The following is a 19,957-nucleotide window of genomic DNA, read 5'->3' on the forward strand; positions in this document are numbered from 1 at the left end:
ACGGTGGAACCGCTGCGCATCCTCGTCGTCTCGCACGGCCACCCGAAGATTTCGCTGGGCGGCGCCGAGGTCGCCTCACACAACCTGCACAAGGGCCTGAACGCCGTCGCCGGCGTCAGCTCCGCTTTCCTGGCGCGTGTCGGCACGCCGTTCCCGCGCCACGCCGACTCGGCATTGATGAGCCACGGCCTCGCCGACAACGAGATCCTGTTCCACACCGACCGCTACGATCACTTCATGCTGTCGAGCGCCGATACCGACGACATCGGCCGCGATCTCGTGCGCTACGTCGAGGCGACACGCCCGCACGTCATCCATTTCCACCACGTCATCGGCCTCGGCCTCGAGTCGCTCTACGCCGTCCGCGAGGCGGCGCCCGATGCCGCGCTGCTGATGACGTTCCACGAGTATCTCGCGCTCTGCCACCACCACGGCCAGATGGTGAAGAAGGGCGGCGCGCTCTGCACGCGCTCGACGCCGATCGACTGCAGCCAGTGCTTCCCCGACATCGCGCCGGCGAAATTCCTGCGCCGGGAAAAATTCATCCGCGGCATGCTGGAGCTCTGCGATCATTTCGTCTCGCCGAGCCATTTCCTCGCCGATCGCTATGTCGCCTGGGGCCTGCCGGCCGAGCGCATCTCGGTCATCGAGAACGGCCTCGACATCGCCGCGCCGGCGCCGGCGCGCGCGTTGAGCGGCCCTGAGCCGCGCCGGTCGCGCTTCGCCTTCTTCGGCCAGATGATCGAGTTCAAGGGCGCCGACGTGCTGCTCGACGCCGTCGCGCGCGTGCCCGCCGAAATCTGGGGCAGCGATGCCCGCGCCATGATTTTCGGCGGCCACATCGAGCGCGCCCCGCCCGAATATCGCGAGCGCATCGCGAAACTCGAGCTTGCCGCCGCCGGCCGCGCCCAGCTCTACGGCGCCTACCGCAACGACGACATGCCGCGCCTGATGCAGTCGTGCGACTGGGTCGTCGTGCCCTCGACGTGGTGGGAAAATTCGCCGGTCGTGATCCAGGAGGCGTTCTTCCACGGCCGCCCGGTGATCGCCTCGAACCTCGGCGGCATGGCCGAGAAGATCACCGACGGCATCGACGGCATGCACTTCCGCGCCAGGAGCGCCGAGGATCTCGCCGACCGCCTGATCCAGGCGCTGACCGAGCCCGGGCTGTGGGAGCGGCTGCGCGGCGGCATCCGCCGCCCGATGAATCACGTCGAATGCGCCGAGGCGCATCTCGATCTCTACCGCGACGTTTTGCGAACGCGCTCGCGCCCCGCCGCGCGCGGCCACTACGACGACGCCGCCACGATCGACCTTGGCTCACGCGAAAGGAGGGTCGCATGGCCCGCGCTCTAGTGATGATTCCCTCAGGCGAGGTGTACGACCACGACTGCGTGCGTTGGTACAGCTACCAGGAGGTCCAGCGGAACATCAACGGCTACCACAACATCGGCGACGCCTTCGTCTACGACTCGTCGCTGAAGCTGCTGAACTTCGACAAGCTCGCCGTGCTGCCGATCGCCGAGCCCAACATGGCCGACATCGACCGCATGCGCGAAGAATACGACTACGTCTTCATGCGCGGCTCGAACTACATCAACGAGACCATGAACTGGCGGCAGAGCGTCGCGGTGCTGCGCCGCCTCAAGCTGCCGGTCATCGCCTTCGGCATCGGCGCGCAGGCGCCGGTCAAGGGCAAGCTGACGCTGTCGAAGGAATCGCAGACGGCGTTCCGCATCATGGCCGACTCGACGACGTCGCTCGGCGTCCGCGGCGCCTATTCGGCGCAGGTGCTGTGGGACATCGGCGTGCGCAACGTGCGCATTGTCGGCTGCCCGACCGCCTTCCGCGGCAACGACCCGTATCTTCAGATCACGCTGCCGAAGCTCGAGGACGTGAGGAACGTCGGCGTGACGCTGCGCCGCGAGGTCTCGTCCGATTACGCCCAGGACATCGACCGCTATCTCAGCGTCCACCGCACGCTGATCAAGGACATGTCGGCGCGCTTCAACACCACGCTGATGGCGCAGGGCGAGATCGAGGAAAAGAAGCTGGTGATGGGCACCGACGAGCAGAAGGCCGAGGCGTGGGCGGCGCTGAAGGGCAACCCTCCGGTCGCCGCGCATTATCTCGACGACGAGGTCGAGCGGCTTTACCGCGAGCGCCTGTTCTATTCCGACGTGGTCAAGGACTACGAGGATCTCGTCCGCCGCCAGGACCTCGTGCTCGGCTATCGCCTGCACGGCAACCTGATGGCGTTGGCGAACGGCGTTCCGTCCGTCTACTTCACCTACGACAGCCGCACCGCCGAGTTCGCCGAGACCTTCCAGATCCCGAGCTTCGACGTCTTCTCGGGCAAGGACTTCGTCCTCGACGATTATTGGGATCAGGCGCTGTTCGACAGGTTCAACCGCGCCCGTTTCCAGACCTATCGCGAGATGCACGCGTTCCTGAACGAGAACGGCATCGACAACAAGATGGTCGACGTGATGGCCCGCCCGAGCGAGCCGTTGCGGAAGATCGCGTGACCGAGAGAAGCGCGGGAAGGCCGACCAAACCTGTAATCAGAGGAGTGCGTAGCGTGAAGAAAGCCAACCGTCGCCGCGAGCCGGCGAAGGCCAAGGTGGCCACGATTCCCGCCCGGCCTGCCAAGCTGAAGTTCGTTCCCCGCCGCGCCCCCGACCGGCCGGCGCGCATCGGCGTGATCAGCCCTGCCGGCAAGGTGGTCAACCACGACGAGGTCGTCACCTATGCGCACGGCGAGCCGGAGAAGTCGATCCGCCAGTTCATGAACATCGGCGACGGCTTCGTCTACGATTCGTCGCTGAAGATTCTCGATTTCTCGGAGCTGGTGCCGATCTATGTTTCGGAGACCGAGAAGGACCGCGACGCGCACATCGAGCAGATCAACCAGCTCGACTACCTGTTCCTGCGCGGCTCGAACTACATCAACACCAACGGCAAGTGGGACGGTGTTACCGCGCTCCTCGAGAAGACCACGGTGCCGATTATCGCCTTCGGCATCGGTCTGCAGGCGCCGGACAGCGCCACGGAATTCGTCAACGAATCGACGCGGCGTTTCCTGCAACTGATCTCGGATCGCTCCGTATCGCTGGGCGTTCGCGGCGAGCTGTCGCAAAAGGCGCTGGCCACGATCGGGATAAAGAATACGCGCATCTTCGGTTGCCCGACGATGTTCCGCGCCGGCCAGCCGGAGATCCATCTCCGCCAGGTCGATCCGGCCTCGATCGACCGGCTCGGCTTCACGCTTCGCCGCAATACGCACGGCCGCCAGACCTTGCAGCGCTATCTCATCCGCACGCTGTCGGAGCAGTATCACACGACCATCTTCTGTGCCGGCGAGCTGGAGGAGAAGGCGATCTACTACGCCGGCAAGGGCGAGCTGGACGACCGCGCCGCTGTCATGACCAACGCCGTCCAGGCGCTCACCGATCAGGACTGGGTGTTCGGCCCCGACGATCCGCTGCTCGCCCTCTATCGTTCTTCGCTCGCCGTCTTCGAGACGGTGACCGACTTCGAGAACGAGATGCGCAAGATGAGCGCCGTCACCGGGTTCCGTCTGCACGGTAACCTGATGGCGCTCGCCAACAGCATCCGGCCCTCTACGTCACCTACGACAGCCGCACGCGGGAGTTCGTCGAGACGCTCGGCATCCCGTTCGTCGAGTCGCGCCTGATGGACAAGTTCTCGTTCCGCAAGGAATGGGAGAAGGCCGACTTCGCGAAATTCGAGCGGACCTATGCCGCCCGCTTCCGCGATCTCGTCGCCTTCCTCGAGGAGAACGGCATGCCGCATCGCCTCAACGATGGCAGGGCGGAGGCGCTGGTTGCCGCAGAATAGCCGCCGTCGACCGCGCGCCCCCTCGTTGTTGACCCGGCTTGCGCTGGCGGCGGCCTTCCTGGTCGCCGCCAGCGTTACGTCTCGCGCGCTGGAGCTCGCCGTCGCGGGACCGGAGCGCGTGCTGTTCGATTCCGTGCGCGACGGCTGCGATGCGCACGATCTGCCCGACGCTCCCGCGCGCGCCTTCCGCAATGCCGCCGGCGAGATGGTGCTGTTCGCGCCCAACTATATCAACCGCGCACTGGTCGGCCCCGATCTCGAACACCTGACGCGCGATTGCACCGTCCGTTTCGCCGCCGCGGGCAGTGCGGTTCCCGCGCAACTCGACGACCGCACCTGGCTGCAGGCGTTCCACACCGACAACGGCCGCGACGTCTTCGCCTTCGCCAGCGCCAGCTTCATCCCGTATCGCCACGGCATGCTCTGCTCCGCCGGCCCGGCGCGCACCGACTGCTGGTACAACGGCATCGCCGCGCTGAGCTCCACTGATGGCGGTGCCACCTTCGGCTACCTCGGCGCGCCGCCACAGCAGATCGCGTTTCCCCCGCCGGCACCCTATGACTCCGGGGTGGCCGATCCCGCCGGCTTCATCACCGCCACCAACATCGTCGCGTGGCAGGGCGCGCTCTACACGATCCTCTGGCGGCGGGGCGAGGATGGCAAATCGCACAACTGCCTCGCGCGCGCGGAAGGCGGCGACCCGCTGCGCTGGCAAGTCTGGTCGGGCACCGGCTTCGTCCCCGCGACGGCGTTCGCCAGCAACGCGTGGCAGATCGCAACCGCCGACTGCGCCGCCATCGGCCCGAAGACGCAGCCCGTGATTCGCGGCCTGGTGCTGAACGAGAAGGATCGGACCTTCATCGCCGTCTTCCAGTACCGGACAGGCACGTCGGGCGAAGAGCACGGCTTCTACTACGCGACCTCGCCCGACCTCATCCGCTGGTCGGAGCCGAGTCTGCTTCTCGCCACCGACCTGCAGGCGGACGCCGCGCCGCGCGAAGGCTACGCCGGCTATCCGTCGATCATCGATGAGACGAGTCCCGACCGGAATTTCGGCACGGTCGGCGCCTCAGCCAGCCTCGTGTTTGTCCGCTTCGTTCCCTACGGCCAGAAGTCGGTGCGCCGCGAGCTCGTGTCCGTCCCCATCCGCATCGCAGATTGAGTCGCGGCGCCCGCCGCGTCGTCGTCCCCCTGACTAGAGGGAGGGCGCGGAGCGTTTTTCCGTTCGAAGCGAAGCCGGCCTAACCCTCCAGCCACGCGACATCCGCCGGCGACAAAGCGATATCCAGCGCCTCCAGCGAATCCTCCAGTTCCTGCAAGGTCAGCGGCCCGATCAGCGGCAGCACCGGAAAATCCTGCGCCAGGCAATAGGCGAGCGCCACGTGGATCGGCTTCTTGCCGAGGCGCCTGGCCAATTCCGCCGCCCGGTCGCGCCGAGCGAAATTCTTCTCGCTGTACCAGCAGCGCACCAGCTCCGGCTCGCCACGCCTGTCGCGCCCGGCGCGCTCGGTGAAGAAGCCTTGCGCCTGGCTCGACCACGCCAGCAGCGGCAGCCTGCGTTGCCTCAGCCACGCCTTCCACGCATCGTCGGACGACGCGATGCATCCCGCCCACGGCGCCTCGACCATCTCGGCCAGCGAGAAATTGTTCGAGATCGTCCCGGGCGGTGTCTTGCCGGTCTTCTTCGCGTAGTCGATGGCCGCGTCCATGCGCTCGCGGGTCCAGTTCGACCCGCCCCACACGCGGATGCGCCCGGCCTTCACCTCGCGGTCGATCGCATCGACGAACTCGCCGACCGGCACATCGGGGTTGTCTCGATGCATGACGTAGAGATCGGTGTAGCCGGTCCTGAGCCGCTCGAGCGACTCGGCCAACTGCCGCGCCACCACGTCGGGATAGTTGAGCGGCGTGTGCAGGCCCTTGGCGAGCACCACCATGTCCTCGCGCACGCCGCGCGTCTCCATCCAGCCGCCGACCACGCGGTCGGCGCGCCCCGCCCAATAATTCCACGCCGTGTCGACGACGGTGCCGCCGCGCTCGTAGAACGCGTCGAGCAGGATCGCCGCGTGCGCCGGCGTCTCCAGCCCGACGGCGCCGAGCGCCAGCACCGAGGTCGCCTTGTCGATGCCCGGAAATTTCATGCGCGCCATCGGCTTCGCCGGCTTCTTCAGCGCCCGCCCGGCGATCGTCGTTGTCCGCCGCTCGGCCTTCTCGATGCCGAACTGCAGCCCGACGTCGGCGCGCCACTTGTCGAGCACGCGCATGTTGCCGAGCGTATCGCCCCACGTCATGCCCGGCGGATCGAACTCCTGCCGGCCGGTGCGCACCGCCCGGCCCGCCGCCTCGATCTCGAAGGTGTAGAGCCAGCGCGGCTCGTTGACGATGATCGTCTCGCTCTTGCCGTCCGGCCGATGGATGACGATGTCGGCCGTGCCGCCCTGCCGACCGGTCGCGAACCACGGCGACTGCACCTCGAACCATCCCTCGGTGCCGAAGACGCGGACGACGTTGTCGTGCGCCAGCGCCACCGCGCCCGAAACCTCGGCGAGGATGTCGCCGGGAAACTGCAGCACAGCCGACGCCCACTCGTCGACGCCGGTGGCGCCGAGATGGCCGACGCCGTGCACCTTCACCGGATCGGCAAACGGCTTCCCCGTCGCCGCGCCGGCGATCAGCCGCGCCATCGAGACCGGATAGCAGCAGATATCCATGATGCCGCCGCCGGCCGTGTCGTTCGCGAGCAGCCGGTGCGCCGGGTCCGGGTTCCCCATGCGGAAGCCGAAACTGGTCTTGATCGTGCGCACCTCGCCGACCGCGCCGCTCGTCACGAGTTCGACGATCTTCGCCGTCTGCGGATGCAGCCGGTACATGAACGCTTCGCCGAGAAACGTCCCGGCCTTCCGCGCCGCATGGATCATCGCCTCGGCCTCATGGGCGGAGACCGCGATCGGCTTCTCGCAGAGCACGCCCTTGCCAGCCTCGGCCGCCTTTATCGCCCACTCGGCGTGGCCGGGATGCGGGGTCGCGATGTAGATCGCCTCCACCTCGGGATCGTCGAGCAGCGCCTGATATCCATGATGGATGCGCACGCCCGGAAACGCCTCCGCCAGCCCCGGCTTCTTCGCATCGCGCGAAGCGATGGCAACCAGCCTCGCGCCCTTGGACTGGGGCAGCGCTGCCGCAAACGCCCGGGCAATCGTGCCCGGCCCGAGAATCCCCCAGCGCACATCTTCCTGTGTCATCTTTTCTTGCCCTTGGAACGGAAGAGATGCGGGAGCCTAGCAGCGGTTACGCACCGCCGCACACCCCGCTCCCGAATGACGAGGGCGGAGAGACCCGACAGCGCAGCCACCACCCGCTGTCATGCCCGCGCAGGCGGGCACCCAGCAAACGCCGCCGGTCCCGTGTGTACTGGGTCCCCGCCTGCGCGGGGACGACAATTGTGTGTCCTAGCCCTTGCCCGGCGCCGGCGGAAAAAAACGCCTTCAGCGCCGCGACCTCATCTTTGCCGCCCGCAAAATCCTTCCCCAGCCGATCGTAGAGCTTCGCGAGCGCATCGTAGATCTCGTGCTCCGCCCGGTCCTTGCCGGCGAAGTTTGCGATCTCCTCCATCTCGGCGACCCAGCGGTACGCCTTGCCGAACATGTCGGGGATGCTCCTGGAGAATGCGGCGAGCACGTTCGCCTGGCTCGCCGCGAGTTCCGCGTAGAGCGCGTCGGCGATGCCGGCGCGGTGCGCGGCAAGGATCATCGACGAGCCCATGGCGATCATGCCCTTGGTGATGCCCGCGTACGACATCTTCAGCGCCGACGCGGCGCCGACCGGCAGGTCGAGCACGCCGATCCTGAGGCCGTATTCCTCCAGCACCTTCGCCCGCGCCGCGTCCGGCCCGGAGACGTAGTAGACCGGGCTGTAGCCATCCGCCTCGCGCGGCGGCCCGCCGATGATCCCGCCATCGAGGAAGCCGCACTTCGACGGCGCCACCACCATCTCGACCATCATCGCCGTGTCGGGGCTGATCGCGTTGAGGTCGATGTAGATCGGCTTCTTCGCCGACCGCATCAGGAAGGGCGCCAGCCGCTTGGCGAGCGGTATCGCCTCGCCCGGCGGCACGATCGAGAGAATAAAATCGGCCTGGACGAAGGCATCCTCGCTGACGGATTTCATGCCGGCCTTGGTGGCGCGCTCGATGCTCGCGGCGCTGCGCCCCGCGGTCACGGTCAGCACCTCGACCCCGCGCTGCGTCAGGCGGAGCGCGGTCGCGGCGCCCATGCCGCCTTGCGCCATGATTGCGACGACGGGTTTCATGCCGGCACCTCCCTGGTTTCGTGCGCCACCGATGCGATCAGCCGACGCAGTTCCTCTTCTTCGCCGCCGGTGAGATCGACCAGCGGCGGCCGCACCGGCCCCGCCGATTTGCCGACGGCGCGCAGCCCCGCCTTGATGATCGACACGGCGTAACCACGCCGACGGGCGCGGAGCTTCACCAGCGGAAGATAGAATCGATTCATCAGATTGTCCGCCGCCGCATCGTCGCCGTCGCGCACCGCGCGGAAGAAGCGGAGCGCCAGCTCCGGTAGAAACGCGAACACCGCCGAGGAATACGCCCGGATGCCGATGGCGAAGCACTGCCGCGCCAGGATCTCGGCCGTCGGCACGCCGTTGATCAGCACCAGCCGCTCGCCGGCATCGCGCTTCAGCGCGAACAGCGTCTCGAAATCGCCGGTGCCATCCTTGAGCCCGATCAGCTTCGGGCATTTTTCCGCCAGCCGCAGCACCGTTTCGACGGCGAAGATTCCGTTGTCGCGGCTGTAGACGATGACGCCGATGCCGACCGCCTTGCACACCGCCTCGACATAAGCCGCCAGCCCCGCCTGATCCGGCGTGATGAGATACGGCGGCAGCAGCAGCACCGCCGCGGCGCCGGCTTTCTCCGCCGCGCGCGCCTGCTCGATCGCGATGGCCGCGTTGTATCCGACGCCGGCGATCACCGGCACGTTGCCGGCGTTCCGCACCGTCGCCTGCACAACGGCCGCATGCTCGACCACCGACAGCGAGAATAATTCCCCGGCGCCGCCGGCAGGCACCAGCGCCACCGGCCTCGCCGCGGCAAGATCGGCGACATGCCGCTCCAGCGTCGCGACATCCAGCGCAAGGTCGGCGGTGAACGGCGTCGCCGGAAACGCGAGCACGCCCTCGCGCAACGTCTGCTGCAGGTCGGCGTTCACGCCCCGCCGTCCCATTCCAGAATGTAGAGCCCGGCGTTGAAGTCGGTGATGTACATCAGCCCGTTCGGCTGCACGTAGACGTCGCACGTGTGCAGGATCGCCTTCGACGTTCCCGGCCGTGGGTCCATCGAGCGGGCCGGCGGCGGCGGCACGAAATACGCGATCTCCTCCGGCCGGAACTGGTTGCGAATGTCGAACACCCGCACGCCGGCGTTCTGGTAGGTCGCGAAAATGATCTCGGAACTCTGATAGGCGTCGGGCCGGTTTTCCCAGAGATTGTGCGGCCCGAAATGCCCGCCCTTGGCGACGTAGTCCTGATCCGATGGGATCGGCACGGTGGCAATGGTCACCGGATTCTTGGGCTCGCGAATGTCGAGGATCCACGTGTGCTTCATCGGCTCGACGTCGATGTCCTGCACCGCCTCGTCGGCGACGACCAGCAGGCCGCGATCGACCAGGGGCAGGGCGCTGTGCGTCCCGCCCGCGAACGGCGGGCTCCAGTTGGTGTGCGAAATCATCTCCGGCTTGGCGCGGTTCTTGATGTCGAGCAGCACGACGCCGCCATCGCGCCATGAGCTGTACGCCGTGTCGCCCGAAACCAGCGCGTGGTGCAGCGCCGTGCGTCCTTTCCACGTCGGCTTTTCGCCGCCCGCCTTCCACATGCCGGGCATCCACCAGCGCCCGGCTTCCACCGGCCTGGTCGGATCCTTCATGTCGATGACGATGAGGATGTGGTCGGTGTATCCGTCGAGAAACGCCGAGGCGTAGGCGTAGCGGTCGCCGACCCACCACACGCGATGCAGCCCGAGCCCCTCGACCTCCATGAAGCCGATGGCGCGCGGCTCGGCCGGGTTGGAGATGTCGTAGACGCGAAGCCCGGCGGAATAATCCTCGCCGCGCTTGCCGTAGTCGGAGCTGGTGATGTCGTCGGCCGACTTGCCGTAGTACGACTTCTCGCTGTTGAAGACGGAGTAGAAGTTGAACTCCTCGACCACCAGCAGCAGGTCGCCGAATGCCTGCAGGTGCAGCGCCCACGAGGCTGGATGGCAGGGGAAAAATCCCGCCGCCTTCGGCTCGCGCGGATTGCGCACGTCGATCAGACTCCAGCCGCCGCTGAAGGCTTGCGAGACGAACGCGTAGCCCTTGTTGACCATGACCTGGACGCCGTCCGGCCGGCCGCCCTGGTCCGAGTAGCCGACGAACTTGATGTTCTTCGCGCTTTCCGGCTTCACGTTCGTCGCCATCCTGAAACTCCGAAAACTACCGCACCGCCGGCTTGGCGCCCGCCGCGACATATTCCTCGCGCCGCGGCGAATACACGTCGAGCATCACCGCCGGCTGGTCGCCGACCGCCACCGTCGCGCCATGCGGCACGTTCTTGTGGATGCGCATCACGTCGCCGGCCGAAAGCGTCACCACCTCGTCGCCGAGCCTGGTGCGCACCGTTCCGGAAAGCATGACGCAGAATTGTTCGTGGTCGGGATGCGAGTGCACCGGCGTCGCCGGCCGGCCGACCGGAAATTCCCAGCGCACCAGCGTCACCTTGTCGCCGCCCATCAGCACGCCTTCGAGGTCCGGCCTGATCTGGTGAAACGGGCCCTCGCCAGCCCGGAAGACGACCTGCTCGCTCATCGAAACTCACTCCCTGGGAAAGAGGGCGGCCGGCCATCGTGAAACCGGCCGCCCGTCTCGCTCAGGTTACTATTGCACGCCCCAGATCGCCTTGTAGTGATCGCGATAGTTGTTGGACGGATCGAAGCGGTTCTTGTCGCCGCCATCGGCGTCGACGTTGGCCTTGGTCACCAGATGCACCTTGGTGACGAAGCCCGACGGGCCTTCGCCGTTGAACGCGCGGTTCAGTTCGTCGACGAGCTGCCAGCCGTGCATGTAGGCCGGCTCCGGCACCGTCGCGACCTGGTACTGGCCGTTGCGGATGCGCTGGTAGGCCGACTCCGAGCCGTCGCCGGCGGCGACGAGATGCGGCGGGGCCGACGGGTCGATGCCCGCCGCCTTGAGCGTCGGCACGGCGAAGTCGAAGTACACCTCGTTGAAGGTGAGGATGTAGCCGAGGTTCGAGCCGAAACGCTGGAGCAGCGAGTTGATCAGGCCAGGCGTGCGCTGCGGCACTTCGCCGAACGGCGCGTTATCCTCCGACAGCAACTTGCAGCCGGTGCACTCGGCGATCGCCTTCTCGATGCCGTCCGACTTGGTGACGACGATCGGGTACTGCCGGTCGCTGATCACTTCCGCCTGCGCCGTGCCGTTCGAATCGACGACGGCGTATTCGCCGGCGGTATAAGCGATGTCGTACGGGTCGGTTCCGACGTTGGTGAACACCTTCGGGTCCGCAACCGGGCCCGGCTTGTCGGTGGCGTGCCAGCCGATGACGACGATGCCGGCGTCGTTGGCCTGCTTGATCAGCGCCTTGTTGTTCTCGATCGAGACCGAGCCGAGGATGATCGCGTCCGGCTTGAGCGCGATCGCCTGGTTGAGCGCGTCGGCGCCGCCGGTGGCCGTGCCCTTGCCGTCGAACAGCGTGAACTTCCAGCCCAGCACCTTGGCCGCCTCTTCCGCGCCCTTGGCCGAGTCGGCGTTGCCGCTCGAATTCTGGGTGAGCGAGACGTAGACGATCGACTTGTCCTTGGCCGCCTTCGGTCCGGTCGTCGGGCCGTCCCACGTCGTCTGCGGGCCGACCGAGCGGGCGATGTCCGCCTTCATGCGGTCGAGCACCGCGTCGGCATGCGCCGCCGAGACGAGCACGCCCGCGGCAACCACCGCGCCGAGCCCGCTCAACAGATGTTTGCGTAGTCCTGTCATGTTACTTCCTCCCATTACTTTCTTCGTTCATTTCCCTGGCACTTCGAGGCGGACCCCGCCTCATTCCCTCTAAGTTCAGCGTTTCCGTCGCCGCGCCGCGAAGCCCGCAAGCCCGACGGAAATGATCAGCGCCGCGCCCTGGAATATCGGCTCGGTGAAGAACGAGTTGCCGAGCTGCTGCAGGCCGGCGATGCCGACCGCGAGCACCAGCACCGCGACGATCGTGCCCCACGCGTTGACACGGCCGGGGCGGATGGTGGTGGCGCCGAGCAGCGCGCCGACGAACGCCGGCAGCAGGAACTCCGGCCCGACCGAGCTCTGCGCCACCTGCAGCCGCGCCGCGAGCAGCACGCCGGCAAGGCCAACGATGAGGCCCGACGCCACGAACGATCCCATGACGAGGCGCCGCGCCGGCACGCCGGTCAGTTCCGCCGCTCGTCGGTTGGAGCCGATGGCGTAGAGCCTTCGTCCTATCGGTATGTGCTCGAGGCAGATCCACGCGATGATCGCCACCGCCGCGACCATGTACGTCGGCAGCGGCAGCGTGAATAATTTGGCGTCGTTGAGGTCGGCGAACGCCTGCGGCACGTTGCCGACGAGCTGCGTGCCGTTCGTGTACCAGCTGCCGATGCCGTAGAGGATCGTGCCGACGCCGAGCGTCGCGATGAACGAGTCGATCTTGGCGTATTCGACCAGCGCGCCGTTGATCCAGCCGATGACGCCGCCGGCGGCGACGGTCAGCAGCACGACCAGCGGCCACGGCACATTGGCGTCGGTGAGCAGGCCCATCGCCACGATGTGCATGAGGCCGATGCCGTACGCGATGGAGAGGTCGTAGTTGCCGGTGGCGATGACCACCATCTCGGCCATCGCCAGCATGGCGACGGTGGTGTTGTTGCCGAGGATGGCGCGAATGTTCGAGCCGCCGGTGAAGGTTGAGGGCAGCAGCAGCGCGAACACCAGCACCAGCGCGATGCCGAACACCAGCAGGCCGTGGATCGACAGGATGTGCAGCGCGATGCCGCCGAGCGTGCGTTGCCTGGGCGGCTCCGGCGGCGGCACGTCGCCCGTCTTCACTTCCAGTTCCGGCGTGGCGGTCATGCGCTCCTCCGCGGTGCTTCCGCGATGCCGCCGACCGCGCGCGTCAGCGACTCGACGCTGATCTCGCCGCGGCTGAGCTCCGCAACGATGCGCCCGCGGCTGAAGGCCAGCACGCGGTCGCAGATCTGCACCATCTCTTCCATGTCGGAAGAGACGACCACGATCGCCGTGCCGTTGGCGGCGGCGTCGTCGGTCAGCATCTTGTAGATCTGCGCCTTGGCGCCGACATCGACGCCGATCGTCGGGTCCTCCAGCACCAGCACCTTGTAGTTCTGCCCCGCCCAGCGCGCGAGCACGACCTTCTGCTGGTTGCCGCCCGACAGCGTGTTGATGTCGCGCTCCGGCTCCGGCGGACGCACGTCGAAGCGGCGCAGAATCTCGCCGCAGGACTCGCGCTCGGCAGCGCGGCTGCGGAAGCCGAAGCTGGTCGCGCCGAAGTTCAGCGGGTTGAGGTAGAGATTCTCTTTTATCGTCATCGTCGGCGCCAGCGCCTCTTCGGCGCGCTTGCCGGTGGCGAACCCGATGCCGGCCGCGATGGCGTCGGCCGGCTTGCGGAAATCGCGCGTCCGGCCGCCGACGGTCAGCGTGCCGCTGGTGCGCGGCAATATTCCGGCGATGCCGCGGCCGGTCGCCTCGTGGCCCTGGCCGCGCAGTCCGGCAAGCCCGACGATCTCGCCGGCGCCGACCTCGAACGACACCGGCCCGAACAGGCCGACGCGGAAATCTTTCACCATGAGGGCAGGGGCTCCGGCCGCCGCGGCGCGCGCCCGCGTGCGGGTCACCGGCGTGCCGCCGACGATCTCCTTGACCAGTTGCTCCGGCGAAATATCGAGCGGCCGGTGCACCGCGATGGTGCGCCCGTCGCGCAGCACCGTCACCGCATCGCCGATGCGGAAGACTTCGTCGAGCCGGTGGCTGACGTAGATGACGCTGACGTCGTTGGCCTTGAGCCGCGCGATGATGCGGAACAGCCGCCCGACGTCCGCTTCGGGCAGCGACGCCGTCGGCTCGTCGAGCACCAGCAGCTCCGCCTTGCGCGAGAGGGCGCGCGCGATCGCGACGATGGATTTTTCCGCCCGCGACAGGTCCGAGATCGGCCGGTCGAGCGGCAGCGGCGAGCCGAGGAAATCGAGCGCCTTCTCGGCTTCCGCATCGACTTTCTTCCAGTCGATCAGCCGGCCCCAATGGCGCGGGTAGCCGTAGCCCATCGCCATGTTCTCGCCGACGCTCATCGACTCGATCAGGCCGAGATCCTGATGCACGAAGGCGATGCGCGGATCGCCCGGCCTCAGCGTCTCGCCGTTCAGCCGAATGTCGCCGGAGTCGGCGGAATAGAGGCCGGAGAGAATCTTGATCAGCGTCGATTTGCCGGCGCCGTTCGCGCCGAGCAGCGCGTGCACCTCGCCGCGCAGCACCGTGAAGTCGACCGCGCGGAGCGCCTGCGTGCCGCCGAAATGCTTGTTGAGCCCGGTCGCCAAAAGAATCGGCGCCTGCGTCTCGGGGCGGATCTGGGCGGCGGCGGCGGGCATCTAGGAAGCCTTCCCCAGAACGCGCGCCGGTTCCGCATCGCGGATCGGATTGGAGAGGACACCGATCCCCTCGATCTCGATCTCGCAGGTGTCGCCGTCGCGCATCCACAGCGGCGGCTTCCGCGCATGGCCGACGCCGGCCGGCGTGCCCATCGCGATCACGTCGCCCGGCTCCCACGTCATGATCTCGGAGAGCAGCGATATCGTCTTCGCCACGCCGAACATCATGTCGCTGGTGTTGCCGTCCTGCGTGACCTTGCCGTTGAGGCGCGACTGGATGCGCAGCCCCATCGCGCCCTTCGGCAGCTCGTCCGGCGTCACCAGCTCCGGACCGAACGCGCCGGTGCGGTCGAAATTCTTGCCCGGCGTCCACTGCGCCGTGATGCGCTGGTACTCGCGGATGGTCGCGTCGTTGAAGAGGGCATAGCCGCCGACGTGGTCGAGCGCCTTGTCCTCAGCGATATTCTTGCCGCCCTTGCCGATGACGACGGCCAGTTCCGCCTCGTAGTCCAGCGTCTCCGAGATCGCCGGCCGCGGGATCGGCTTGCCGGCCGCCTGCAGCGACGTCGGCCCGCGCATGAATAGAGTGGGATACGCCGGCAGGTCGTGATGCCCGCCTTCCTTGGCGTGGTCGACGTAGTTCAGTCCGAGGCAGATGAATTTTCCCGGGCGCGGAACGACCGGCAGCAGGTCGAGCGACTCGAACGGAATGGGCCGTTGCCCCTCACGCACGCGCGCATCCGCGCGGGCGGAAATCTGCGCCGGGCTCGATTGCAGAAGATCGGTGAGGGAGCCGGAAAGCTCGACGACGCCGGCCGGCGTGCGAACCCCGAAGGCCGCGCCGCTTCCGGCAGTCCGGAACGAGACGATACGCATGATGCTACGGCATTCCTCCCGGCGATCGTCTTATACCGATAAAATCCGTCCGCCAACATTTTTATCGATGATTTATGGAAACGGTCTTGTTTCTCGACAATGTGAAGAGGGCTGGATAGATTGGCGGCATGTCGAATGCCGAGCCCGCCGCGACCACGAGCCTTGCCCAGCTCGCGTATCGGAAGATCCGCGGCGACATCCTGCAGGGCGAGCTGAAGCCGGAAGAAAAGCTTAAAATTCATGCACTTAGACTGCGATACGGCACCGGCGCCAGCCCGCTCCGCGAGGCCCTGTCGCAGCTCACCGCCGACGGCCTCGTCACCCGCGTCGAGAAGCGCGGCTTCCGCGTCGCGCGGGCCAACAACGACGACCTCGACGAGCTGGTGCAGGCCCGCTGCTGGATAGAGTCTCAGGCGCTGCGCGAGTCGATGGAGCACGCCCGGCCCGAGTGGCAGCACGCGGTGGTCATCGCGATCTACGAGCTGACCCGCGCGCCGCGCTCGATCGGCACCGGCAAGGAATTCCAGAGCAACCCGGAATGGGAGCGCCTGCACAAGCGCTTCCACATGGCGCTCATCTCGGGCTGCGCCAACCGCATCGTCACCGACCTCTGCGACCAGTTCTACGACCGCGCCGTCCGCTACCGTGCCCTGTCGATTGCCCGCGCTTACCCGAAGCGCGACGTCCCGCGCGAGCATCAGGAGCTCGCCGACGCTGCGCTCGATCGCGACGTCGAGAAGGCGGTGACGCTGCTCAACGCCCACTACCAGCGCACCGCGACGCTGCTTACCGAGCCGCCCAAGCGGAAGGTCAAGTGATGGCCGACGTCGGCCAGATCTTCTGCGTCCCGGCGAGCTCGTACGTCAACGAGACGCACCGCGGCCAGGTGATAATTTCCGGCTCCTACGGCGGCGACTACAACGCCTTCCATGCCGGCAAGTGGGGCCTGCGCGGTGTCGTGCTGAACGACGCCGGCGTCGGCAAGGACAAGGCCGGCATCCACGGCATCGAGTATCTCGAACAGATCGGATTGGCGGCCGCCACCGCCGACGTGAACTCGTGCCACATCGCCGACGGCGAACACATGCTCGAGCACGGCGTCATCAGCTTCGTCAACCGCTACGCCATCGGTCTTGGCTGCAAGCGCGGCGACACCGTCCGCGCCGCCGCCGAGAAAATGCGCGAGGCGCCGATCGCCAGCGGCGAGCTGTCGCCGATCGCCGGCGGCAAGCGTTACACGCTGATCGAAACGCCGGGCAAGCCGAAGGTCATCGCGCTCGACGCCGCGCCGATGCTGGCGCCGGACGACGCCGGCGCCATCGCGATCACCGGCTCGCATGCCGCGCTGTTCCGCGGCCGCCCCGACAACGTCATCGCGATCCCGCTCCGCGCCGTGTTCTTCTCCGACGGCGGCGTCGGCATGGACAATGCCGGCGTCAGCCGCCTGCCCAACCTCGACGAGAAGGGCATCCCGGCCGGTGCCGCTGCCGCGATGAGCGCCCGCATCGGCGACGCGCGCAGCATCTACAACGACGGCGTCTTCTCCCACGTCAACGAGCTGGCTCGCGCCGAGGGTGCCAGGCGCGGCATGCCTGTCCGTGAGTTTGTCGCGGCGCTTCTCGCGCGGAGCTGAGACGCCTTCCTTGTCTGCCGCCGCGCGATCCGCAACTATCGCCGCCTCGCCGGTGGAGAAGGAAGACGACAGATGCGCGTTGCCGGGTGCCCCTACTGCGACGCTCCGGGCGGTCGGGCGCTGTGGATGGACCGGCGCTGCCGCGTCGTGCTCATCGAGGACACTGCGTTCGCCGGTTTCTGCCGCGTGGTGTGGAACGACCACGTCAAGGAGATGACCGACCTCGGCGACGCCGATCGCGCCCACGTCATGGACGTCGTCGCTGTCGTGGAGCGGGCGCTCCGCGATCTGCTCCAGCCCGACAAGATCAACCTCGCCGCAATGGGCACGCAGGTGCCGCACCTGCACTGGCACGTCATCCCGCGATTCCGCGACGACACGCACTATCCGGACGCGATCTGGGCGGCGCCGAAGCGGGCCGCGAACGGCCGCACGCTGCCGCCGGATTTCGTGGCCCGGCTGGGCGCCGCGCTGGCCGATAAACTCGGCGTCGTCTGACCCGATCGGCCGTTTTGCAGCCAGACCGTGGCGCGATGTGGTAGCCCGCTACCCGCAGGCAGGCTGAAGCCGCGCCTGGCGCCGAGCAGGCGCTGCTGCACGGCCTGCACGATCTTCGCTTAATGCTTGACGCAGCGGCGACCGATCCGGCGCTCGCGACATATGTCCCGATCATCGCCCGCCCGGTATCCGAGGTCGTCGATCTTGGCGGCCTCGTCGGCGACAAGGTAACGCAAGGCCGCCGGTAGTGCTGCTTACTGCTCCAGCGCGCGAATTTCATCGTTGGCGCGCCGCAGCCGCTCCGAAAATTCGCGCATCATGTTGCCGAGGATCGTGCCGTAGAGGCGCGGGTGTGTCAGGCCGAGATCGCGCAGCGCGTTGACCGAGAAGCCGTAGCAGACGACGCGTTCTTCGGCGACGACGTCGGCCGAGCGGTGGCCGCCGTCGATGAGCGCCATCTCGCCGAACGACAGCCCCGGACCGAGCGCCGCGACGCGGACGACGCGCGCATTGTCGCCTTCGCCGACGTGAAGCTGCACCGTCGCCGTGCCGCGCGCGATGATGAAGAAGAGATGCGCCGCGTCGCCTTCCTTCACGATTGCCTCGCCGGCTTCGAATACAAGCGGATGCACGAGGCTCTCCAGGATCTTGAGATCGGCGGGCTCCAGTCCCTTGAACACGTCGAGGGCGCCGAGCGCGAATTTCGTGCGGTCGCGGTCGGCGGCGAGGCTTGCGATCAACTGATTCTCGCAATGCTCCAGCGCCTCGTCGCGATGCGCGAAGATCGCCGCGCTGGTCGCGTGCGTGGCGACCAGCGTGTGCAGATCGGCGAGCCGACCGGTGTCGGTGAGGTGCGTGAAGTAGAGATGGCTGCCGCGCTTCGCCAGCCACTGGAACGCCTCCATCAGCAGCCGCCCGGCCGCCTGGTCGGCGTCGTGCACGCGGCGGAGATCGAGGATCAGGTAGTCGGAGGTTTCCGCCAGCATGTCGAGCCGGCGCAGCAGCCGCTCGGTCGAGCCGAAGAACAGCGCGCCCTGCACCTCGACCAGCACGATGCGCCGCTCGCAGGCGTCGAGCATCTGCCGCTCCTCCGGCGTGCGAAGCCGCTTGGAGCGGATGACGTCCCCGTGCAGCTCGCGCCGGATGACCGCGCCGCTGTTGGTGTGGTTGCGGAAGATGTGGAGGCCGAAAGTCTCGGAGATTTCCTTGCAGATGGCGACGCCGCGCACGCTGTGGCCGTGCGGGTCGAGCTTCGGTGAGAAAACGCCGATGCCGATCTGGCCGGGGATGACGGCGATGATGCCGCCGGCGACGCCGCTCTTCGCCGCCATGCCGACCTCGTACGACCACTGGCCGGCATAGTTGTACATGCCGCACGAGTTCATCACCGTCAGCACGTCCTTGATGAATTCGCGCGGCACCGCGACCTTGCCGGTGAGCGGGTTGACGCCGTCGTTGGCGAGCGTCGCCGCCATGACGGCGAGGTCGCGCGCCGTGACGCGCACCGCGCACTGGCGGAAGTAGATGTCGAGGATCGCTTCCGGTGAAGTGTGGATCATGCCCGAGTTGAGCATCATGTAGGCGATGGCGCGGTTGCGGTGGCCGGTTGCCTGCTCGGAGCGGAAGACGTCCTCGTCGATGACCAGGCTGCGTCCGGCAAAGCGCGACAGGATGTCGAGCATGGTGGCGATGCGCGCCTCCATCGTGTCGCCCTTGATCAGCTCGGCCGCCGCCATCGCGCCGGCGTTGACCATCGGGTTGAACGGACGGTTGTGCTCGTTGTCGAGCACGATCGAGTTGAACGCCTCGCCGGTCGGTTCGACGCCGACATGCTTCAGCACCGCCTCGCGGCCGTATTCGGCGAGCGCGTAGGCGTAGACGAAGGCCTTCGAGATCGACTGGATCGTGAACAGTTCCTCCTCGTCGCCGGCGCTGTAGATCTGCCCGTCGACGGTCGCGATCGCGAGGCCGAACAGGCCCGGGTCGGCCTTGGCGAGCTCGGGGATGTAGGTCGCGACCTCGCCGCCGGCGTTGTCCGCGACGCGGCCGTAGAGGCCGGCGAGATATTGCTCGATCGGCCCGCGATGCTCGACAGCCTTGTCCATTTTGCCCCCTCCCGCAGTCGGCTCCAGCCTGGATCAACCAAGGATCGTGCCATCGTTGCATATGAGGCGGGCGATGGTCATGTGCAGGGGCGCGAGCCGCTCGGTGCCTGCCGAATGGGCAGGTCAGGCGGCCGGCGGCTGGTGCGGGCCGCCGCCAGCACGGGAGCGGTTGCCAGCCGCCGCGCAAAATTTGCACGAAAGCGTACCGCAGAATGACGGTCGCAAAGTTCCGTCGCGAGGCATCAATTTTTCAGCGCGAACCCATCAACTTTGCGAGGAACTTTAGATGGCGCGTCCGGTTGCTTCGGT

The 19,957-nt window shown here is 67.3% G+C and carries 19 protein-coding genes; 9 read left to right on the forward strand and 10 right to left on the reverse strand.

Annotated elements, in window-relative coordinates; all coding sequences use genetic code 11:
* Nucleotides 1-3 precede the first annotated feature (3 nt).
* Genes WDM94_03715 through WDM94_03735 form a run of 5 tightly spaced genes read left to right on the forward strand, consistent with a single transcriptional unit; the run spans nt 4 to nt 5,023 of the window.
* Nucleotides 4-1,356 carry a glycosyltransferase family 4 protein gene (locus WDM94_03715; GenBank protein ID MEJ0011733.1) on the forward strand — a complete coding sequence of 451 codons (1,353 nt, stop codon included), beginning with the start codon at nt 4-6 and terminating at the stop codon, nt 1,354-1,356.
* Entirely contained in the window at nt 1,341-2,528 is a 1,188-nt protein-coding gene (locus tag WDM94_03720; GenBank protein MEJ0011734.1) for a polysaccharide pyruvyl transferase family protein, read from the forward strand. The genes WDM94_03715 and WDM94_03720 overlap by 16 nt, the downstream gene beginning before the upstream one ends.
* A gap of 53 nt (nt 2,529-2,581) precedes the next feature.
* On the forward strand, nt 2,582-3,697 hold the full coding sequence (locus WDM94_03725; GenBank protein MEJ0011735.1) for a polysaccharide pyruvyl transferase family protein: 1,116 nt from the start codon (nt 2,582-2,584) through the stop codon (nt 3,695-3,697).
* On the forward strand, nt 3,697-3,861 hold the full coding sequence (locus tag WDM94_03730) for a hypothetical protein (GenBank protein ID MEJ0011736.1): 165 nt from the start codon (nt 3,697-3,699) through the stop codon (nt 3,859-3,861). Before WDM94_03725 ends, WDM94_03730 begins: the two co-directional genes overlap by 1 nt.
* Before the next feature lie 25 nt (nt 3,862-3,886).
* Entirely contained in the window at nt 3,887-5,023 is a 1,137-nt protein-coding gene (locus WDM94_03735; protein ID MEJ0011737.1) for a hypothetical protein, read from the forward strand.
* 79 nt (nt 5,024-5,102) lie between these two features.
* On the opposite strand, the gene WDM94_03740 is transcribed toward WDM94_03735, so the two are convergent.
* The 9 genes from WDM94_03740 to WDM94_03780 form a co-directional block, all read right to left on the reverse strand.
* Nucleotides 5,103-7,103, reverse strand: a complete 2,001-nt coding sequence (locus WDM94_03740; GenBank protein ID MEJ0011738.1) for an aldo/keto reductase — start codon at nt 7,101-7,103, stop codon at nt 5,103-5,105.
* A 46-nt stretch (nt 7,104-7,149) separates the two neighbouring features.
* The gene (locus tag WDM94_03745) at nt 7,150-8,169 is read right to left on the reverse strand and encodes a DUF1932 domain-containing protein (GenBank protein ID MEJ0011739.1); all 1,020 of its coding nucleotides are present in this window, start codon (nt 8,167-8,169) and stop codon (nt 7,150-7,152) included.
* Entirely contained in the window at nt 8,166-9,089 is a 924-nt protein-coding gene (locus WDM94_03750; protein MEJ0011740.1) for a 5-dehydro-4-deoxyglucarate dehydratase, read from the reverse strand. The genes WDM94_03745 and WDM94_03750 overlap by 4 nt, the downstream gene beginning before the upstream one ends.
* Entirely contained in the window at nt 9,086-10,333 is a 1,248-nt protein-coding gene (locus WDM94_03755) for a hypothetical protein (GenBank protein ID MEJ0011741.1), read from the reverse strand. The genes WDM94_03750 and WDM94_03755 overlap by 4 nt, the downstream gene beginning before the upstream one ends.
* 16 nt (nt 10,334-10,349) lie before the next feature.
* Nucleotides 10,350-10,721, reverse strand: coding sequence for a cupin domain-containing protein (locus WDM94_03760; GenBank protein MEJ0011742.1), 372 nt, complete (start codon nt 10,719-10,721; stop codon nt 10,350-10,352).
* 69 nt (nt 10,722-10,790) lie between these two features.
* Complete coding sequence (locus tag WDM94_03765; GenBank protein ID MEJ0011743.1) at nt 10,791-11,882, reverse strand: substrate-binding domain-containing protein; 1,092 nt, start codon at nt 11,880-11,882, stop codon at nt 10,791-10,793.
* A gap of 99 nt (nt 11,883-11,981) precedes the next feature.
* Nucleotides 11,982-13,007: an ABC transporter permease gene (locus WDM94_03770; GenBank protein ID MEJ0011744.1), complete on the reverse strand. Its 1,026-nt coding sequence runs from the start codon at nt 13,005-13,007 to the stop codon at nt 11,982-11,984.
* Nucleotides 13,004-14,536 (reverse strand): sugar ABC transporter ATP-binding protein, encoded by a 1,533-nt coding sequence (locus WDM94_03775; GenBank protein ID MEJ0011745.1) that lies wholly within the window; start codon nt 14,534-14,536, stop codon nt 13,004-13,006. Before WDM94_03775 ends, WDM94_03770 begins: the two co-directional genes overlap by 4 nt.
* Nucleotides 14,537-15,412 (reverse strand): fumarylacetoacetate hydrolase family protein, encoded by an 876-nt coding sequence (locus tag WDM94_03780; protein MEJ0011746.1) that lies wholly within the window; start codon nt 15,410-15,412, stop codon nt 14,537-14,539.
* Nucleotides 15,413-15,540: 128 nt separating this feature from the next.
* On the opposite strand from WDM94_03780, the gene WDM94_03785 reads away from it, so the two are divergent.
* From WDM94_03785 to WDM94_03800, 4 genes are all read left to right on the forward strand, one after another.
* A complete protein-coding gene (locus WDM94_03785; protein MEJ0011747.1) occupies nt 15,541-16,230 on the forward strand; it encodes a GntR family transcriptional regulator in 690 nt (229 codons plus the stop codon).
* Nucleotides 16,230-17,045 carry a hypothetical protein gene (locus WDM94_03790; GenBank protein ID MEJ0011748.1) on the forward strand — a complete coding sequence of 272 codons (816 nt, stop codon included), beginning with the start codon at nt 16,230-16,232 and terminating at the stop codon, nt 17,043-17,045. Before WDM94_03785 ends, WDM94_03790 begins: the two co-directional genes overlap by 1 nt.
* A 72-nt stretch (nt 17,046-17,117) precedes the next feature.
* Nucleotides 17,118-17,543, forward strand: coding sequence for an HIT family protein (locus WDM94_03795; GenBank protein MEJ0011749.1), 426 nt, complete (start codon nt 17,118-17,120; stop codon nt 17,541-17,543).
* A gap of 122 nt (nt 17,544-17,665) precedes the next feature.
* Nucleotides 17,666-17,791: a hypothetical protein gene (locus WDM94_03800; GenBank protein MEJ0011750.1), complete on the forward strand. Its 126-nt coding sequence runs from the start codon at nt 17,666-17,668 to the stop codon at nt 17,789-17,791.
* 6 nt (nt 17,792-17,797) lie between these two features.
* Here WDM94_03800 and glsA read toward each other — a convergent pair whose 3' ends face one another.
* Nucleotides 17,798-19,648 (reverse strand): glutaminase A, encoded by a 1,851-nt coding sequence (glsA, locus tag WDM94_03805; GenBank protein ID MEJ0011751.1) that lies wholly within the window; start codon nt 19,646-19,648, stop codon nt 17,798-17,800.
* Between the last annotated feature and the right edge of the window lie 309 nt (nt 19,649-19,957).

Origin of the sequence: Bauldia sp. (assembly GCA_037200845.1) — a bacterium.
Taxonomy (GTDB): Bacteria; Pseudomonadota; Alphaproteobacteria; order Rhizobiales; family Kaistiaceae; genus DASZQY01.

Coding starts and splice junctions, on each gene's coding strand:
- WDM94_03760 (MEJ0011742.1), bottom strand. CDS start 10,721: ATGAGCGAGCAGGTCGTCTTCCGGGCTGGCGAGGGCCCGTTTCACCAG.
- WDM94_03775 (MEJ0011745.1), bottom strand. CDS start 14,536: ATGCCCGCCGCCGCCGCCCAGATCCGCCCCGAGACGCAGGCGCCGATT.
- WDM94_03745 (MEJ0011739.1), bottom strand. CDS start 8,169: ATGAAACCCGTCGTCGCAATCATGGCGCAAGGCGGCATGGGCGCCGCG.
- WDM94_03800 (MEJ0011750.1), top strand. CDS start 17,666: ATGCTTGACGCAGCGGCGACCGATCCGGCGCTCGCGACATATGTCCCG.
- WDM94_03795 (MEJ0011749.1), top strand. CDS start 17,118: ATGCGCGTTGCCGGGTGCCCCTACTGCGACGCTCCGGGCGGTCGGGCG.
- WDM94_03755 (MEJ0011741.1), bottom strand. CDS start 10,333: ATGGCGACGAACGTGAAGCCGGAAAGCGCGAAGAACATCAAGTTCGTC.
- WDM94_03780 (MEJ0011746.1), bottom strand. CDS start 15,412: ATGCGTATCGTCTCGTTCCGGACTGCCGGAAGCGGCGCGGCCTTCGGG.
- WDM94_03790 (MEJ0011748.1), top strand. CDS start 16,230: ATGGCCGACGTCGGCCAGATCTTCTGCGTCCCGGCGAGCTCGTACGTC.
- glsA (MEJ0011751.1), bottom strand. CDS start 19,648: ATGGACAAGGCTGTCGAGCATCGCGGGCCGATCGAGCAATATCTCGCC.
- WDM94_03770 (MEJ0011744.1), bottom strand. CDS start 13,007: ATGACCGCCACGCCGGAACTGGAAGTGAAGACGGGCGACGTGCCGCCG.
- WDM94_03740 (MEJ0011738.1), bottom strand. CDS start 7,103: ATGACACAGGAAGATGTGCGCTGGGGGATTCTCGGGCCGGGCACGATT.
- WDM94_03730 (MEJ0011736.1), top strand. CDS start 3,697: ATGGACAAGTTCTCGTTCCGCAAGGAATGGGAGAAGGCCGACTTCGCG.
- WDM94_03720 (MEJ0011734.1), top strand. CDS start 1,341: ATGGCCCGCGCTCTAGTGATGATTCCCTCAGGCGAGGTGTACGACCAC.
- WDM94_03785 (MEJ0011747.1), top strand. CDS start 15,541: ATGTCGAATGCCGAGCCCGCCGCGACCACGAGCCTTGCCCAGCTCGCG.